Origin of the sequence: Saezia sanguinis, from assembly GCF_003991585.1 — a bacterium.
Classification (GTDB): domain Bacteria; phylum Pseudomonadota; class Gammaproteobacteria; order Burkholderiales; family Burkholderiaceae_C; genus Saezia; species Saezia sanguinis.
The window spans coordinates 648,839-666,206 of record NZ_PQSP01000002.1 but is presented as its reverse complement, the minus strand read 5'-3'; the positions used below and the strand labels follow the sequence as shown (position 1 = coordinate 666,206).

Sequence of the window (17,368 nt, the reverse complement as noted above, 5' to 3'; positions counted from 1 at the left end):
GCCACAATAAGCACCATAGGTCTGAGCAAAGGTTTACAACTTTGCAGCAAGTGAACTATTTTGCCAGTTTGCCGCTCAACTTACTTTTCACGATAACAAAACACAATATTATGGATAGACGACACTTTCTTTCTTCCTCTGGTAAAGCCATTGGTGCTGGCAGCGTGGTATCAGCGCTGTCACTTTGGTCTACCCTGACACAGGCCGAACAGCTCCGGGTGTTAGGCGCTTCACAGCGTTTTGACCTTGACATCCTCAAGGCGCACGCTCAAAAAATGGCTTCCGAAGCTTATGTTGTACACAATAACCATCTGCCTGCTGAGGTTTCTAAGCTGAACTGGGACCAGTACCAAAGCATCCAGTTCAAAGATGACCACACCCTCTGGGGTGACGACAAGCTGCCGCTGGCCGCCAAATTTTTCCATCTGGGGCTGTTCTTTAAAACCCCGGTCCAGATGTACCAGGTCGTCGACGGGCAAGCCCAGGAACTGGCTTATGACCCGGCCATGTTCAACTACGGCAAAAGCGGTCTGGACGGCTCTAAACTGCCGGCTGACCTGGGCTTTGCCGGCTTCAGGCTGCTGGATACCCAGGATATGACACGCGATATTGCCGCCTTTTTAGGTGCCAGCTATTTCCGCGCTGTCGGGGTTGAAAAACAGTATGGTCTTTCCGCCCGCGGGCTGGCCATTGATACGGCCATGCCGTACCCGGAGGAATTCCCGGAATTCATTGCTTTCTGGCTGGAAAAACCTGCGGCCGATGCCAAAGCGCTTAAGGTATACGCGCTGCTTGATTCTCCCAGCATCACCGGCGCCTATCAATTCACCATCACCCCCGGTGATACGCTCACCATGGATGTCGCGGCTTATCTGTACCCCCGCAAAGAAATTGCCCGCATGGGTATTGGCCCTTGCACCAGCATGTACCAGTATGGTGAAAATGACAAGCGCATGGCCTGGGACTGGCGCCCGGAAATCCACGACTCCGATGGCCTGCAACTCCATACCGGCAATGGCGAATGGATCTGGCGGCCTCTGGCCAACCCGGTCCATCTGCGTTTCAACGCTTTCCAGGACAATAATCCGCGTGGTTTCGGACTGGTACAAAGAGACCGCAACTTTGACCACTACCAGGACGACGGCATTTTTTACGAACGCCGCCCAAGCCTGTGGGTAGAACCACAAGGCAACTGGGGCGCAGGATCGGTTGATCTGGTTGAAATTCCCACTGTGGACGAAACGTTTGACAATATCGTGGCATTCTGGACCCCGGCGCAAAAACCACAACGCGGCGATGAACTGGCCTATCAGTACCGCCTGTACTGGGGCGGCCTGCCCCCGGTCAGCTCACCGCTGGCACACTGTGTTGACACCTATACCGGGCTGGGTGGTGTAGTCGGCCAGAAACGCACCTACTATTCGCAGCGCTTTGTGGTGGATTTTGTCGGCAGCATACTGGAAAAACTGCCCGAAAATGCCACCGTCAAACCGGTTATCACCGTATCACGCGGAGAGGTTGAACTGGCTTCTGTACGGCCGCAGTACGAGAAAAAAGGCTACCGTGCCATGTTTGACCTGAAGCCTGATGACAGCACCAGCCAGATCGACATTCGCCTGTACCTTGAACATGAAGGGCAGGTATTGAGCGAAACCTGGCTGTATCAGTGGAACCCGCCACCGCTGAACCAGCGTACGCTGTATTAAAACAAAGCTCTTGGAAATATCCGGCGCCTGAAAAGGTGCCGGATGTTTTTTTAGAACACGATACGCTCAGCCGCATTCCCTACCGGTGCTTCCGTTGCCGGAGACGTGGCTCTGGGCAGCGCAGGCTGCTGCTCCATATCAAGCTGGTAATGGTAATAAATGCTTTGTTGCAGCAATGCAAAGAACCGGTCATAAAAATCCCCGGAAACAATGGTTGCACTCCCCACTTTCACCAGCGAACTGCCAGAAGAAAATAACGGCACAGAAACCGACCCCAGCGCCGGCAGCCCCAGGCTCGCCGAGGTATTGTCCGTGGTTAAGGTATAGCGGTCCTGCACGGCTGTTGCATAAACCGTAGTACGTTCTTTGCCCCTGTTATCGGGCTCGGCAATGCAGACCACATGAAAGTTGATTTCCACATGCTCTTCACCGGTAGGCTGGAAAGACTTTGTAGCCATGATCTGCTCCCTGTTGGAGTTGACCATGATATAGCCCTGGCTGAGCAGTGTTCTTCTGGCCGCCTCGCAGGCAACATTCTGACTGACAGCAAATTCCTCATGAAAATCTCCACCGCCGTGGAATTCATTGTCATCATAAATCTTGTAAGACGTCGGCAAAATATTCAGGCAGCCGCCCAGCAGCGCGCACACCCCGGCCAGGCCCAACAGCCTGCCGTAGCGTTGTATTGCCATCCGCACTTTGGATACATTCAGCATGATGTGCCTGATTTCACACAGCACCTGACAGACTCCTTCATGGTCCTGTTGCCCGTTGGTTCATTTAAAATAATATGCCGCTGCCCGCCGAATCATACGTCATTGTCTGTTTTTTGAGTATACGTACGTCTTTGCAGCATGACTGATCATGTGCCTATTATACGCTGCCGGCCTTATGCCTCACTCCATGAGGCTTTCCCCTGGCTCATCGCCATCATCTGCTCATACAGTTGATTCTTCTGTGCCTGGGGCACATCAAAATACACTTTCACCTGCTGCGCATGCTCCACCTGCTTGATGACAATTCCCTCCTGCTCAAGCGCATAACGCACGCGGCCTTCAAGTGCATAATCAAATTCACAGACCACCGACACCGTGACAATGAGAGGAATTTTCTCCGCATTCAGCAGCGCCTGTGCCACCGCATCGGTGTAAGCTCGCACCAGCCCGCCAGCACCCAGCTTAACACCGCCAAAATAACGCACCACCGTCGCCAGCACGCCTTCCAGGTCCTGATGGCGCAACACCTCCAGCATCGGGCGCCCTGCCGTACCGCCGGGCTCGCCATCGTCCACCGCCGCCGACTGCCCTCCCGCCAATAGCGCCCAGCAAATATGTGTGGCCGTCGGGTGCTGCTGCCATAACTGGTCCACCACTTCCTGCGCCTGCGCACGGTTGGCCGCAGGCTGAACACAGCCGATAAACCGGCTTTTTTTAATGATCAATTCACTGTGTATGGGTGTGGCAAGTGTCTGTGGCATAGGGGCAAAGCCTATCACAAAGTGGTCCGTTCATGCCAGCCCATTTGTTTAAAACAGGCGTTCATATTCGCAGCCGCAGATGCCAGCTCAGACCTGCTGGCACTGAAGCTGCTGTACGCCATTCTGTGCCAGCAAATCCAGCTCGTCCAGCAACGCCACCGCAAAACTGCCTACCGCACGCGTGCGGCCAGCGGCCAGTTCCCCTGCAATTCCCATATGTGAAAGTGCCGCTAAAGCGGCCAGCAACGGGGTTTCACAAACGGCACAATAAGCCGCCACCATCGCTGAAAGTGAACAGCCTGCACCGGTAATGCGCGTCAGCTGCTCATGGCCATTATCCAGCGCATACGTGCTGACGCCATCTGTCACGTAGTCGGTCTGGCCGGTCATCGCCACGACTGTCTGATGCTGCCGTGCCAGTTGACGGGCACACTCCAGCACCTCATTGCTGGAGGTCAGGCTGTCCGTTCCTTTGCTCAGGCTTTTCTGCCCGCCCATTGCGGCAATTTCCGCTGCATTGCCCCGGATCACGGCAGGCCGATATTGCAGTAACCCATCACAAAAACGGGTTCTGAAATCCAGTACGCCATAAGCCACCGGGTCCAGCACCCAGGGTTTCCCGGCCTCGTGTGCAGCGATCACCGCCGCTTTGATCGAATCTGCAAGCTCCGGCGTTAATGTGCCCACATTCACCAGCAGCGATGAGGCAATCCGGGCAAAAGGCACACTTTCCTCCCGTGCCATCACCATGGCCGGGGAAGCGCCAATTGCCAGTAACACGTTGGCGGTAAAATTTACCACCACATCATTGGTCATGCAGTGCACCAAAGGCCCTGTCTGGCGCACCTGCTGCAACTGCTGCATCAAAATCTGCTGATTCAACATACCACGATTCCTGCTCACACGTTTATTCAATGATGCGTATTTTGCCCTGAAAACAATTCATTGCTCTGATCCAGCTCATTGAATGCATGGCATATAGGGGCAGAACACATCAAAAAATGGAGGTGTTTCCACCTCCACTGAAATGTCTGCCCTCCCGTTGATTACAGCCCGGTGATATTGGCATCCTTCGGATAACGCACCACATAAGAATAAGTGATGTTGCGCTGCTCACCTGCTTTTAGGCTCAGCGTCCACTTCACTTCACCGGTTTTATCGTCATGCACACCGCCAGCCAGTTTAAGGTCATTGAGCGTGACTTCACTGTCACGGCTCACCGGCAACTGGTCTTTGATCACCAGTTGAACGGCCTCGCTGCGGGTATTGCGTATGTTGAATGTGTAGGCAAACGTCCGCTGTGCACTGCCGCCAAACAAACCGGCAGTACCACGGTTGTTCTGATCTTCGACGCGTTCGACTATGATGCGCTTGTCACGGCCCAGAGAAACATCCAGCCCTTCCTTGATGTTGTTCAGGTCAATCCGGCCCTGACCAATAAATGAATTTTCAAAATACACATTGGTGGTGCCCGGCAACAGGTTCAGGTTCTGCCAGTCGGTCAGGCGTGCCTGCAAAAACACATCCTGATCGAGCTTGGGCGTTGCCACATACTGGTAGCTTGCCGGAACCTGGGCACTCTGAATCAGAATCATGTGCCCTTTACCATCTGTCGGTACGGTATAGGGAATGGCAATATCAAAACTGGTGTTCACGCCCTGCGCGTTGGTGGTCACATAGCCGTCCAGCGCATTGGTCTGTATCCGTCCGTACAATGCCGTAGTGGGCGCTTCAGCACGCATAGCGACAGGTGATGGTTGCGGCATATATTCCCTGCTGACAGATCCGCTGGCAGTGGCTGCTGTACTTACTGGCTGTGGCCTGGCCACAGCAATATGCCAGGGCCGCAGCGTGGGGACCTGCACGCCCTGTGATGGGTTGCCAGTGGACAGGGTCAGGTTCACCTTGTCCCAGTTGATGCCGGTATTCTGGAACACATTGGCCTTGTATGTCACATTCACCGGTGCCCCCACTTTCGGCACATGCAGATCATAAGCCGGAACCCAGCCGGCATCATTGACCACATACGACATGCGAACCTGGCTGGTGGTGGCCTGCGGTGCATAAAACTTCACCACCACCTGGCCGCCGGGCTGATAGCCTTTGTTGCGCTCCTCATCCAGTTGCTGCTCCAGTTTGCCAATGCGCTCATCCAGCTTGGATACATCCAGATTCAACTGCACCTGCTGTTTCAACGCCGCAGTCATGCGGGTGGAAATCAGGTCCAGCATTTTGCCGATTTCTGCAGCAGAAATCCGGCCATCGCTTTGCGCCAGTTGGCGGTTTGCCTCCAGCACAGCAAGCTGCTCCTGGATTACGCTCAGTTGAATCTGCAGGCCTTCACGCTCGGCCTTTACCGCATCCAGCTCTTTCTGAATCTCCTGCGCTTTGGGAGACAGGTTTTCATCCACCAGGTAATCATTGCGAATGCCCGAAGACAACACCATCACACCGTTACTGGCCGAGATAGACAGGCTTTGTTCATTGATGCGCCCGGCCACATTGGTGAATACCACCTCGCTTTCACCGGCAGGCAGCCGCACAGAGCCGGAGTTGAACAGCTCAGCGCCGCGCAAAAATACCGTCACATTATCCAAATTGATTTTCTGCGTGGTGCTCTGTGCATAAGCCTGCAAAGACATCATGCCGCACAGCAGCGGCACCGCCACCACCGAGGCTAAAACGGTACGTATTTTGGTTTTCAGTGAGTACATATCAGTTCCTCATTGTCATTGTTTCATGGTTCAATTCATGACAGCCGCTCAGGCGGTGCTGTCACAGGCCAATAATCTGCGCATCTTTCGGGTAACGCACTGCAAAAGAATATGTGATGCTGCGCTGCTCGCCGGCTTTCAAATCCAGCGTCCATGTCACTTCACCCGTTTTATCGTCATGCACGCCGCCGGCAAGTTTGAGGTCATTGAGCGTAACCTCACTGTCCTGGCTGACCGGCAACTGCTCTTTGATCACCAGTTTGATAGCCTCAGCACGTGTATTGCGCACATTAACGGTATAGGCAAATGTGCGCTGCGCACTGCCGCCAAACAGCCCGGCAGTTCCCCGGTTGTTTTTATCCTCCACACGGTCAATGATGACGCGTTTGTCTCGGCCCAGCGAAACATCCAGCCCATCTTTGATGTTGTTCAGGTCAATCCGCCCCTGGCCGATAAATGAATTTTCAAAATACACGCTGGTAGCACCCGGCAACAGGTTCAGGTTCTGCCAGTCGGTAATGCGCGCCTGCAGGAACACATCGGAATCCAGCTTGGGTACGGTAACATACCGGTAGTCTGCGGCCATATCAGCGCTTTGCACCATGATCACATGACCTTTGCCATCCGAAGGAACAGTGTAAGGAATGCTGATATCAAAACTGGTATTGATGCCCTGGGCATTGGTGCTCACATAACCATCCAGCGTATTGCTCTGTACCGCCCGGCGTGGTGCCGCCGGGGCCATGGCCGCCATCGGTACCGCTTTTTCTTCATACATCACACTTTCAGCCACGCGAGCCATATCCTGCTGCGCCAGCGCCACCGGATGATCCACCGCCACAAACCACGGGTACAGATGAGGTGCCTGCACGCCCTGCGATGGGTTGCCGGTAGAAAGCGTCAGGTTCACTTTGGTCCAGTCAATCCCGGTATTCTGGAATACACGGGCCTTGTACGTCAGATGAACCGGGGCGCCCACTTTCTCCACATGCAGGTCATACGTGGGCACCCAGCCCGCGTCAGACACCACATACGACATCTTCAAATCTGTCGTGGTCGCCTGCGGCGCATAAAACTTCACCACAATACGCCCCCCCGGCTGGTACCCTTTGCTGCGCTCTTCTTCCAGTTGCTGCTCCAGCTTGCCAATGCGTTCATCGAGCTTGTGCATTTCCAGCTGGATATCTGCCTGCGCTTTAAGCGCCGCGCTCACCCTGGCTGCCACAAAATCCAGCATCCGGTTCAGTTCATCTACCGAAACGCTGCCCCCGTCCTGCACCAGCCTGCGGTTGGCCTTCAGTACTGCCAGTTGCTCCTTGATTACATTGATCTGCACCTGCAAACCTTCCCGCTCCAGCCTGGCGGCATCCAGTTCATCCTGAATTCGCTGCGCCTGGGGCGAAAGGGTCTCATCCTGCAGGAAATCATTCCGTACGCCTGAAGACAGCACCATCACACCATTGCTGGCAGAAATGGACAGGCTTTGCTCATTGATACGCCCGGCCACATTACTGAACACCACCTCGCTCTCGCCAGCCGGCAATGTCAGTTTGTCAGAGCTGAATAACTCTGCACCGCGCAGAAAAACCGTGACATGTGTCAGTTTGACAGGTTGAACCGTTGGACTCATGGTTGTTTGTGCTCCCGAAGAAAACGCCACCATGCCCAGAGCAGTGGCAAAAACCAGTGATAAAAGAGACCCTCTTTTATACAGCCGATGACAGAAATTGTTCATAAACATTCCTTGGCATATGGCCCCAAAATTACAGGCCGTTTCAAATACTGAAATGAGAGAATTGAACAACAAAATGATCAACTTCAGCATACAGATGCCCAGTTATACGGAGCAAATCCGTCAACGGGGTTAAATGGACACCCTATTTTTATACAAATATGCAAATAAAGGCTGATTGGCTGTAAAAGCACTTTTCCAGAATAAAAATAAACCATGTGGCTGCACGCAGCCACATGGTCATTACACCAAGGAAAAAGGTGTTTTTTCAGACCGTTATCAGAATTACGCAAAAAGCCCGTTCTGGTAGTCCAGAGCAGCCTGCAGAATTTCCTCACGCGTATTCATCACAAAAGGCCCATACTGCACAATAGGCTCATGCAACGGCTTACCTGCCAGCAGCAAAACACGGGCATCTGCCGTATTGCCGGCCGGGGCCTGCAATACCACGCCATCGGCCCCGGCGTCATTATTGAGAATACCCATGCGCTGCTGCGGCACAGTAGTCCCTTGCACATCCACATTCTGCCGGTACACATAAATGAATGCATTGGCCTGCGGCGCAATGGCCTGGGCGAACCGGGTTCCGGGCGGCATGGTGATATCCAGATACAGCGGTTGCGTGATCTCACGCTGGTGTGCGCCCTGCACATCACCGGAAATGCCTGCAATGACCTTCACATTCACCCCTTCAGGGGTGGTGTAGGCCGGAATATCTTCGGCCTGAAAGTCCTTATACCAGGGCTTTAGCATTTTTTGGCTGGCCGGCAGATTCAGCCACAACTGGAACCCTTCCATCACACCGCTTTTCTGCTCGGGCAGCTCACTGTGCACAACGCCGCTGCCGGCAATCATCCACTGAACGCCGCCACTCTCCAGCACCCCTTCATGCCCGGCACTGTCACGGTGCCGCATACGCCCCTGCGACATCAGCGTAATGGTTTCAAACCCCCGGTGCGGATGGTTCGGAAAACCTTCAATGTAATCGTCAGGATCATCACTGCCGAAATGGTCCAGCATCAAAAAAGGATCCAGCCTTTTTTGCATGATCGGCTGTGACAATACACGCGTCAGGCGCACGCCAGCGCCATCACTGGTCTCTTGTCCGGCAACCAGTTGTTCAATGGTCCTGCTTTGTTTGATATTCATCGTGACCTCTTCTTTCTAGGGCGTGTTAACACGCCCTCATAACCGTCGACAATAAAGACCATACCATATTAAGGGAACAGTCAACACCCTTGCACCCAATGGTGTCTTTCACTTGCAGCAGCAGGCTCTGCTGTAAATAAAAACGCCTGCAGTTGCAGGCGTTTTAACTGTTATGACTGGAGAATCACAGCATCAGAAATCATGAATCATGCCCAGACCAAAGCTGTACTTGCGTGAAGCGGCCAGATACGCTTTGGCATCGTTGTTGATACCGCCATACTGTACATACAACTGGGTACGCTTAGACAGGTTATACAAGGCAAACAGCTCCCACGCCACCGGCTTCACCTCTTTATCGGTATAGCTCTGATACGCCGACCAGTTATTGATGTCCCATAACCCGGCACCTGACACCCCTGTGTTCGGAGCCCATGTGTACTGGCTTTCCAGTCCGGCCACAGCATCGGTGTTATAACCCACTTGTGCACCCAAAGTCAGCGCACCTACAGGCACTTTCACACTTATGTAAAAACCTTTGCCGTCACTTTCATAATGGTTGTCAAAATACCCGCCGGCAAGCTGGAATGACCCGAAGTCATATTTGGCGGCAAGCCCCCAAGAAGCGCCTATTGAAGTGCCCGGAGAACTGAAAGGCTTGCTTTCATAGGCTGCGGCCACCGTCAGGCCGCCATGGGTATAGGTGGCGCCCACCGAGTACATATTTTTTGCCTGTGCATAGCGGGGAAACGTCATGCCCCAGACCGGGTCGGGATAAGCCATACTGTTGTCTATGGCGAAAGCATTGTCATTTTTAAGAATCACCGCTACCTGAAAACTGAACCCGCTGAAATCAGGCGAGATATACGCCAGGACAGAATCCGCCCGCGTCAGGCTGTTGCCAAACCCCGAACCATCCACCACATGCGGATTGCCCCATGCGTCAAACTCCACCTGCCTGCCATACCCCAATGCCTGGGTAATGGCAGACAGCCCGGAATTAACCGTAGCAGAAGTCAACCCCGGTGTGCCTGAAACATCAAACTGCCCCAGCACGTTATACATCACGGTATTCTGCCTGCCGGCCTGGATTGAACCAAAGCCGCCCGACAAACCTACATAGGCCCCGCGGTCAAAACCATCGCGCATCGGTTTTCCGCTTTCGGGCTGAAAGCCCTGTTCCAGCCCGAAATAGGCCTTCAAGCCGTTGCCCAGATCTTCAGAACCTTTGATACCCCAACGGGAAGTATTTCTGGCGCCCCCCCATTGCTGAAACTTGCCTTCATGGCCCGGCGCGCCCTCGGCCTTGCCGCCATTACTGACACCATAGCCCATATCGATCTTGCCATACAGCGTCAGATTTGACTGTGCTGCAGCAGTGCCGGCCAGCACTGCCAATATGCCCAATGCAATCGCTTTTTTCTTCACGGTAGTCTCCTTTATAGTGATTAATGCCATATCAATAGAATTTTTTAGACAAAGATACCCCTCTCCATATGCTGGAGCTTTGGTGAGTGAATCCATCCGGTAAAAACACGCCTGCCTCTATGCAGGCGTTTGCTCAGCCCTGCAGGTTTAAAACAACCTTACAGACAATTGCGCATGAAACTCATGCTTCGTATTGCTGCCCTAAAGCCAGCATTTCAGGTGTGCCAATCAACTGGTTCAGGCCATCAAAGTCATACATGTTTTCACGGAAAGGCTCATTGGTCTGGTTCTGGAACAAGGACGCATAATAACGGTTGGCCGTTAAGGCAATGGCACGCACAATGCCACCAGGGAAGATAATCAGCTTATAGCCGATATCACCCAGCTCTGATGCGTTGTGCAGCGGCGTGAAGCCCCCTTCCACCATATTGGCCATCAGCGGTGTGTACTTGCCAAGGCGCTGGTTGATCTGCTGCATCTGTTCGCGGCTGCGCGGCGCTTCGACAAAAATCACATCGGCACCGGCCTGTGCATACTGCTCGGCACGCTCCAGTGCAGACTCAAAACCTTCCACCGCAATGGCGTCGGTACGGGCAATGATCAGTGTCTCTGCTGAGGCTCTCGCATCCACTGCCGCTTTCACTTTGCCCACCATTTCTGCGCATGAAATCAATGATTTGCCGGAAAGGTGCCCGCAACGCTTGGGCAGGCTCTGATCCTCCAGTTGCAGTGCACTGGCACCGGCGCGTTCAAACAAACGTACCGTCCGCTGCACATTGAGTGCATTGCCATAGCCGTTATCGGCATCCACCACCAGAGGTGTCGCCACCCGGTCCCGGATCAGGTTGATGGTTGCAGCCACCTCCGTCACCGAAACCAGCCCGATATCGGGCCTGCCCAAACGGGTATAGGCAATGCCGGCGCCGGACAGGTACAAAGCCCTGAAACCGTACTGCGATGCAATCAGCGCCGTCAGTGCATCATAAACGCCCGGTGCAATCACCGGCTGTGCCGCTTGTAAGTCTTGTTTCAACGACATGCAAAATCTCTCCATTTAAAAATCCGCCTGCGGTTACAGGCCAAGATAAGTACGCTGCAGCTCCGGATCATTCATCACCGTTTGTGCATCCCCTGAAATCGCGACCTCGCCGTTTTCAATGATGTACGCCCTGCTGGCAAGTTCCAGAGACTGGATAACGTTCTGCTCCACCAGCATGATCGTCATGCCTTCATCGTTAAGGCGCTTGATCAGGTTGAACATCTCCTCCACCAGCAGCGGCGACAGGCCCAGCGACGGCTCGTCCAGAATCAGAAACAGCGGCTCGGCCATCAGACCCCGTCCGATCGCCAGCATCTGCTGCTCACCACCGGAGAGCGTCCCGGCATTCTGGTCCATGCGCTCCCGCAGGCGGGGAAACACATCGAACACGTGCTCCAGGTTTTGATGCATGCGCTCAGACGCACGCAAAAAACTCCCCAGCTCAAGGTTTTCCAATACACTCATGTTCGGAAAAATTTTTCTGCCTTCCGGCACATGAATCAACCCGCTGGTGACCACCTTGCTGCTGTCTTTTCCGAGCGGCTGGCCGTTAAACATGATGTTTCCTGCACTGGCTTTCAAAATTCCCGAAAGCACCATGTTCAGCGTCGTTTTACCCACGCCATTGGATCCCAGCACCGCAACCAGTTCACCTTTTCTGACATCCAGATCAATGCCCCGCAACACCTCTACCGAACCGTAACCGGCCCGCAATCCGCGAATTTCAAGCATGCTGTGTTTCCTTCTCAGCTAAACGTGCCGCCGCACCATGGCCCAGGTACGCCTCAATGACATGCGGGTCCGCCACAACCTGCGCCGATGTTCCCTGCGCAATCAACTGCCCCTGCGACAACACATAGACATAGTCACACAGGCTGACAACAGCCTGCATCACATGCTCAATCATGAACACCGTCACACCGCTGGCACGGATATCCTGAATCACCGGAATGATATTTTTAATCTCTGACGGATTCAGCCCGGCCAGCACCTCGTCAAGCAAGATCAGTTGCGGCTCGGTCGCAAGTGCGCGTGCCAGTTCCAGACGTTTACGGCCTGAAATCGTCAGCCCCGAAGCCGGCCGGTTCAGCTCTTTTTCCAGCCCGACCCGAATTCCCACCTCACGCGCTTTTTGAAATGCATCATCCCGATGGGTATGGCGCAGGTAGGCGCCAATCGTGATATTTTCCAGCGTGGTCAGCCCGGCAAACGGCTGCACAATCTGAAATGTACGGGCCATGCCCATGCTGGCACGTTTATAGGGGGGCAACGCCGTGATATCCTGATCATTGAACAAGACCTGGCCTTCGTTGGGCTTTAAAAACCCGGAGGCCACGGTAAACAGCGTTGTCTTACCGGCACCGTTCGGGCCGATCAGCCCGGTGATGGATCCTTTTTGAACATCCAGCGAAGCATCCTTGTTAGCCGTCAGGCCACCAAAACGCACGGTGATATTTTTCATCTGAAGCATCATGGCGACTCCTCCGGTTATCTGAGATATTTTTTCTTACGCAAACGGGTGCCCAGGCTCAACAGCCCTTTCGGCAGGAAACAGACCACCATGATCAGCACCGCGCCGTAAATCGCCAGATCAATGCCCGGAATATCACCGGCAAACACCTTGACCACTTCGCTCAGCACATGGAGCGCCAGAGCACCCACCAGCGGCCCGAATACCGTGCCGATACCGCCGACAATGGCCGCCAGAAGCATTTCCACCGACATCTTGCTGCCATACACCAGCGACGCATCGATATACAGAAAACACTGTGCATACAGGCAACCAGCCGCCGCCGTCATCGCCCCCGAAATGGCAATGGCCTTGAGCTTGGTCGCCAGTACATTGATACCCAGCGCCTGCGCAGCGCCCTCATTTTCACGGACTGCAACCAACTGAGCCCCAAACCGCGAACGCTGTATCCGCTTGACCAGCACCAGACTCAGAACCACCAGTGCCAGCGTAATCCAGTAAAAATAACGCCGGTCTGAAAACTGGAAATGCTCCCACCCGGGATTGATCGGCAGCAAAGAGCCTGCCGCCCCGCCGGTAAAAGACGCCGCATTGGCCAGCACCCGCAGCACTTCGGCAATGGCCAGGGTGACCAGGGCAAAATAAGAGCCGCGCAACCCGGCACGAAATGCCAGATAGCCAATGATGGAACCCAATGCCGCTCCCACCAGCAGCGCAATCAGAAAGCCGACCCACGGATTCATATGCAGATTGGTCTGCCACAAGCTGATCACATAAGCCCCGGTACCGAAAAAAGCCGCATGACCAAAAGAATTCTGCCCGGCAATGCCCGCCAGCACATTCCAGCCCTGTGCTGCCAGGCCAATGATCAGCGAATAAATCAACAGCGTCAGCAACACATTGGAATCTGTCACCACAGGAAACAGGGCCAGTACAACCGCAACAATGAAAATGGGGAAATAAGGTTTCATGCTTTTGCTCCAAATAATCCTGTTGGACGGAAAAGAAGAACCAGAATAAAGGTCACAAAAATACCTATCTGCCCCAAACTTTCACCCAGAAAAAGGCCACTGAGACTCTCAATCACACCAATGAACAATCCACCGATCAATGCGCCCGAGATTGACCCCATGCCACCAAGCACCACCACGGTAAAGGCCACCAGCACAAACGTATTGCCGACATTTGGGCTGACATAAAAAATCGGCAGCAGCAGGCAACTAGCAACGGCCAGACACGCTGCGCCAATGCCAAATGTGATGGCAAAAATTTTCTGCACATTGATGCCTACCAGCCGCGCGCCCAACTGCTCTTTGGAAACCGCACGTATGGCCCGCCCGATGCTGGTTTTAGACAGGAACAGCCACAATACAATCGCAGTCAGAATCGATGCCACCAGCCCGAACACACGGGCCTGGGAAAAAATGAACGGCCCCACCTCAAACACATCAAAGGAATAACTCGTATTGATGGTGCGGATGTCTGAACGGTATATTGCCAGCAGCACATTCTCAATCACAATCGACAGCCCCAGAGTAATCAGCAAAACATTTTCATCTTTGCCGTGGCTGCCCGGTCCTATGATGTAGCGCTGCACCAGATACCCCGCAGCAAACATCAGCGGAACCAGTATGACAATCTGCCAGTAAGGGTCCAGACCGAACTTCTGGTGAATACTCAGCACAATGAACATGGCAGCCGCCAGCATGGCACCGTGCGAGAAATTAATGATATGCAAAACGCCGTATACCAGTGTCAGCCCGAGCGCTACCAAAGCGTAGATTGAACCGGTCAGCATACCGTTCAAAACAGCTTCAATGACAATACTTGGTGGATACATAAAAGCAGCTCTCTATTGTTTTATTGCAATCAGCCAAAAGGCAGAGCAAAGGCCGGCTCCCCCAGCCCTGGCTCTTTTTCGCCTATCAGGTAGGCAGCGGGTAGTTGGGTTTGGCATCTGAAAATTCATGCGGGTACACCACCTTGATATCGCTTTGCTGTACCTGCAGCACCACAGGCATGGCGCCGGTGTTCTGCCCGTTTTCAAAACGCGTCGGCCCGTAAGGCATGATATGGCCTTCAAACGTTGATGAAGCCAGTGCCTCATTGAGCGCCCCCGGGTCCACCGAGGCGGCACGCTCAATGGCGTCGGCCAGCAACTGTATCGCCGAGAAATTCAATGGCACGTTGTAATTCCAGCCTTTCTTGGAAACATCCACCTGCTTGCGGAAATCAAGCGCCAGTTGTTTGCGCGGATCATGCCAGTGGTTGCAGTCCATGATGTTTTCCGCGGCCTGCGGAAACTCGTCAATAAAGCGCAGGTTGGACGCTGCGCCATTCAACACCGAGTACACCCCTTTGACCCGTACGCGTTGCTGCTGCAGCGTGCGCATCAGCAGTACTGTTTCAGCATAATAGGATGACGGCACGATCAGGTCCGGCCGCAGTGACCTGATGCGCAACGCCACGTTGGACATGTCTCTGGCCGGTGTCGGGTGGGAAATGGTGTCCAGAATTTCAAAGCCGTGCTTAGGCAGTTCCTGCGCCATCAGCTTTGCCAGGCCGGTTCCATACAGGCCATCCTCATGCACCAGCACAATGGTTTTGGCCGGACGTCCTGCCGCGTTATTGAGCGTGACCAGATTATCAATGGCGGTTTTGGTGCAGATTTCAAACCCCGGTGAAAATCGGAAAGTATTTTTCAGCCCACGCGTCACAATCTGCTCTGAAACGCCCACATCTACAATAAAGGGCAGGTTGTAGCGGGATGCCGCCTGCGAAGCCGCCAGGCAGATCGGGCTTGAAAAGCCACCGACAATGGCCGCCACGCCATGCGCTTTCAGTTGCTCCACCTCCTGCACCGCCGCTTCGGGGTTGGAGCGGGCATCGGCAAACACCATCTCAAGTTTGGCCCCGCCCAGTGCCTTGATACCTCCGTTGGCATTGATGTGCGCAATACCAAATTCAGCACCGGTACGGCCATATCCGCCATCCATGGAGAAGGTCCCCGTCACAGGTTGCAACACGCCCACTTTGATTGTGGGGGGTGTCTGCCCCCAGGACAGATTTGGAACACTGATTGTCGCGGCACCGGCAACCCCGGCTTTCAGAAAGGTCCGACGACTGAAGTCATTGCGTTTCATGTTCATAACCATTCTCCAATTCAAGATCAAGTCTCACTTATAAAAATCATGCCCGAATTCAGCCATGATCTTGCTTTTTATCCGGCAGCCTGCAAACAGGTCATGCCGCTTCTTCTTCGATTTGCTGCGCCGCAGCCAGCCCTGCAATGCGCCCCAGAACAACTGCCGACAACAAACCATTACCTGACAGATAACCAAACGCCGCCGGTCCGCACAGCCCGCGTGCAGCGCCGCCGCCCGCGTACAGGTTGGGCAAGGGTTCACCACCCTCACGCAGCACCCTGGCCTGTGTATCAATCACCAGTCCGCCCTGCGTATGGAACAATGCACCTGTGACACGCGCGGCGCGATACGGTGCGGCCAGCGGCGGGTTGGTTGTAAAGTCCCGCCCGAGCGGATCCTGTTTTTCGCCCCTGGCATACCCTGCAACATCGGCCAGCGTTTTTCTGAGCGCGTCCAGCGGCAGGCCCGTCACCTGCGCCAGCTCCTCAACGCTGTCTGCATGCCTGATACCGCCCAGCGACACAATCTGCTGGTAATCATAAAAAGCCAGTGCCGGTATTTCTGCGCAGGCGTCATAAATGTCCCACGCTAACTGCTCGGGCTGCTTCAGCACTTCTTGTGCATGTTCAGAATAACCGCGCATCTCATTGGCAAAACGCTCGCCGTTGATGTTGACCTGAATGCCCCCCTGGGCAATCACCGCCCAGGTCAGCGGTACACTGTGCGGCGAAGCAACCGACCCATGCCCCTGATAGGCACCAAGATCTTTGGTTGCAGCGCCCAGCGCCACGCCCCAGTCAAGTGCATCGCCTGTATTGGACTCATGCCCACAGTACTGGGCCTGCGCCATTTCAGGAATATACTGCCGGACTTTTTCCGGATTGCCGCCAAAGCCGTTGCACGCCAGAATCACAGCATCGCAGCCAACCAGTTCCACGGAGCCATCAGGGCGGCTGAAGCCAACACCAGCAACCCGACCATCATCGTGCACATACAAATCCTGTACAGAAGCTTCTGTCAGTATGTCAACCCCGGCCTTTGTGGCAGCACTCAGCAACATGCCCTCCAGGTCTGCACCAGCCTGGCTTTTTGGCCCGTGCATGCGCAACTGTGAATGCCCCGGATAACGAAACCCTTCCACCAGATGAAAGTCCAGCCCTTCATCATCAATCAGCCAGTCCATGGTGGGGCCGGACATTTCGGCAATTCTTTGCACAATCACCGGGTCGTTCAGGTCATGCGCCTTGGCTCTTAAATCGGCAGCAAACTGTTCAGCGCTGTCGGCAATACCTTTTTCGCGCTGCAACCGCGTATTGGCTGCCGGAATCAATCCTGCTGACAATGAAGTGCTGCCCATCGGCGTGGCATCACGCTCCAGCACCAAAGCTGCCACGCCGGAACGTGCCGCACTCAATGCCGCAACCAGCCCACAAGCGCCTGCACCAATCACCAGCAAGGGAACATGAATCTCAAATTCAGCCTGTGATGCGGGTTTAACCGGCATGTTGC

The 17,368-nt window shown here is 54.3% G+C and carries 15 protein-coding genes; 1 reads left to right on the top strand and 14 read right to left on the bottom strand.

Features of this window, described 5'->3' with window-relative positions:
* Positions 1–110 precede the first annotated feature (110 nt).
* On the top strand, positions 111–1,706 hold the full coding sequence (locus CUZ56_RS07010; RefSeq protein WP_126979569.1) for a glucan biosynthesis protein: 1,596 nt from the start codon (positions 111–113) through the stop codon (positions 1,704–1,706).
* A 50-nt stretch (positions 1,707–1,756) separates the two neighbouring features.
* Here the strand turns inward: CUZ56_RS07010 and CUZ56_RS07005 are convergent, their stop codons facing one another.
* From CUZ56_RS07005 to CUZ56_RS06940, 14 genes are all read right to left on the bottom strand, one after another.
* Complete coding sequence (locus CUZ56_RS07005) at positions 1,757–2,422, bottom strand: DUF2242 domain-containing protein (RefSeq protein WP_126979567.1); 666 nt, start codon at positions 2,420–2,422, stop codon at positions 1,757–1,759.
* A gap of 173 nt (positions 2,423–2,595) precedes the next feature.
* Entirely contained in the window at positions 2,596–3,183 is a 588-nt protein-coding gene (locus CUZ56_RS07000; RefSeq protein WP_126979565.1) for an IMPACT family protein, read from the bottom strand.
* 87 nt (positions 3,184–3,270) lie between these two features.
* Positions 3,271–4,068 (bottom strand): hydroxyethylthiazole kinase, encoded by a 798-nt coding sequence (thiM, locus tag CUZ56_RS06995; protein WP_126979563.1) that lies wholly within the window; start codon positions 4,066–4,068, stop codon positions 3,271–3,273.
* Between the two features lie 161 nt (positions 4,069–4,229).
* Positions 4,230–5,897, bottom strand: coding sequence for a mucoidy inhibitor MuiA family protein (locus tag CUZ56_RS06990; RefSeq protein WP_126979561.1), 1,668 nt, complete (start codon positions 5,895–5,897; stop codon positions 4,230–4,232).
* A gap of 61 nt (positions 5,898–5,958) precedes the next feature.
* Complete coding sequence (locus CUZ56_RS06985; protein WP_162615277.1) at positions 5,959–7,632, bottom strand: DUF4139 domain-containing protein; 1,674 nt, start codon at positions 7,630–7,632, stop codon at positions 5,959–5,961.
* Positions 7,633–7,914: 282 nt separating this feature from the next.
* Positions 7,915–8,778, bottom strand: a complete 864-nt coding sequence (locus CUZ56_RS06980; RefSeq protein WP_126979557.1) for a pirin family protein — start codon at positions 8,776–8,778, stop codon at positions 7,915–7,917.
* 192 nt (positions 8,779–8,970) lie between these two features.
* A complete protein-coding gene (locus CUZ56_RS06975) occupies positions 8,971–10,203 on the bottom strand; it encodes a porin (protein WP_162615276.1) in 1,233 nt (410 codons plus the stop codon).
* Between the two features lie 181 nt (positions 10,204–10,384).
* Positions 10,385–11,242, bottom strand: a complete 858-nt coding sequence (locus CUZ56_RS06970) for an isocitrate lyase/PEP mutase family protein (protein WP_126979553.1) — start codon at positions 11,240–11,242, stop codon at positions 10,385–10,387.
* A 33-nt stretch (positions 11,243–11,275) separates the two neighbouring features.
* Positions 11,276–11,974 (bottom strand): ABC transporter ATP-binding protein, encoded by a 699-nt coding sequence (locus CUZ56_RS06965; protein WP_126979551.1) that lies wholly within the window; start codon positions 11,972–11,974, stop codon positions 11,276–11,278.
* Positions 11,967–12,713, bottom strand: coding sequence for an ABC transporter ATP-binding protein (locus CUZ56_RS06960; protein ID WP_126979704.1), 747 nt, complete (start codon positions 12,711–12,713; stop codon positions 11,967–11,969). Before CUZ56_RS06960 ends, CUZ56_RS06965 begins: the two co-directional genes overlap by 8 nt.
* A gap of 17 nt (positions 12,714–12,730) precedes the next feature.
* Positions 12,731–13,684 (bottom strand): branched-chain amino acid ABC transporter permease, encoded by a 954-nt coding sequence (locus CUZ56_RS06955; RefSeq protein ID WP_126979549.1) that lies wholly within the window; start codon positions 13,682–13,684, stop codon positions 12,731–12,733.
* Entirely contained in the window at positions 13,681–14,553 is an 873-nt protein-coding gene (locus CUZ56_RS06950; RefSeq protein WP_126979547.1) for a branched-chain amino acid ABC transporter permease, read from the bottom strand. The genes CUZ56_RS06955 and CUZ56_RS06950 overlap by 4 nt, the downstream gene beginning before the upstream one ends.
* Before the next feature lie 85 nt (positions 14,554–14,638).
* Positions 14,639–15,862 carry an ABC transporter substrate-binding protein gene (locus CUZ56_RS06945; RefSeq protein ID WP_239442154.1) on the bottom strand — a complete coding sequence of 408 codons (1,224 nt, stop codon included), beginning with the start codon at positions 15,860–15,862 and terminating at the stop codon, positions 14,639–14,641.
* 94 nt (positions 15,863–15,956) lie between these two features.
* Positions 15,957–17,363 (bottom strand): FAD-dependent oxidoreductase, encoded by a 1,407-nt coding sequence (locus tag CUZ56_RS06940; RefSeq protein ID WP_126979545.1) that lies wholly within the window; start codon positions 17,361–17,363, stop codon positions 15,957–15,959.
* Positions 17,364–17,368 lie beyond the last annotated feature (5 nt).

Excerpts from the sequence above, each read along its gene's own strand:
- CUZ56_RS07010 (WP_126979569.1), top strand. The coding sequence starts at position 111 with ATGGATAGACGACACTTTCTTTCTTCCTCTGGTAAAGCCATTGGTGCT.
- CUZ56_RS07005 (WP_126979567.1), bottom strand. The coding sequence starts at position 2,422 with ATGCTGAATGTATCCAAAGTGCGGATGGCAATACAACGCTACGGCAGG.
- CUZ56_RS07000 (WP_126979565.1), bottom strand. The coding sequence starts at position 3,183 with ATGCCACAGACACTTGCCACACCCATACACAGTGAATTGATCATTAAA.
- thiM (WP_126979563.1), bottom strand. The coding sequence starts at position 4,068 with ATGTTGAATCAGCAGATTTTGATGCAGCAGTTGCAGCAGGTGCGCCAG.
- CUZ56_RS06990 (WP_126979561.1), bottom strand. The coding sequence starts at position 5,897 with ATGTACTCACTGAAAACCAAAATACGTACCGTTTTAGCCTCGGTGGTG.
- CUZ56_RS06985 (WP_162615277.1), bottom strand. The coding sequence starts at position 7,632 with ATGAACAATTTCTGTCATCGGCTGTATAAAAGAGGGTCTCTTTTATCA.
- CUZ56_RS06980 (WP_126979557.1), bottom strand. The coding sequence starts at position 8,778 with ATGAATATCAAACAAAGCAGGACCATTGAACAACTGGTTGCCGGACAA.
- CUZ56_RS06970 (WP_126979553.1), bottom strand. The coding sequence starts at position 11,242 with ATGTCGTTGAAACAAGACTTACAAGCGGCACAGCCGGTGATTGCACCG.
- CUZ56_RS06965 (WP_126979551.1), bottom strand. The coding sequence starts at position 11,974 with ATGCTTGAAATTCGCGGATTGCGGGCCGGTTACGGTTCGGTAGAGGTG.
- CUZ56_RS06960 (WP_126979704.1), bottom strand. The coding sequence starts at position 12,713 with ATGCTTCAGATGAAAAATATCACCGTGCGTTTTGGTGGCCTGACGGCT.
- CUZ56_RS06955 (WP_126979549.1), bottom strand. The coding sequence starts at position 13,684 with ATGAAACCTTATTTCCCCATTTTCATTGTTGCGGTTGTACTGGCCCTG.
- CUZ56_RS06950 (WP_126979547.1), bottom strand. The coding sequence starts at position 14,553 with ATGTATCCACCAAGTATTGTCATTGAAGCTGTTTTGAACGGTATGCTG.
- CUZ56_RS06945 (WP_239442154.1), bottom strand. The coding sequence starts at position 15,862 with ATGAACATGAAACGCAATGACTTCAGTCGTCGGACCTTTCTGAAAGCC.
- CUZ56_RS06940 (WP_126979545.1), bottom strand. The coding sequence starts at position 17,363 with ATGCCGGTTAAACCCGCATCACAGGCTGAATTTGAGATTCATGTTCCC.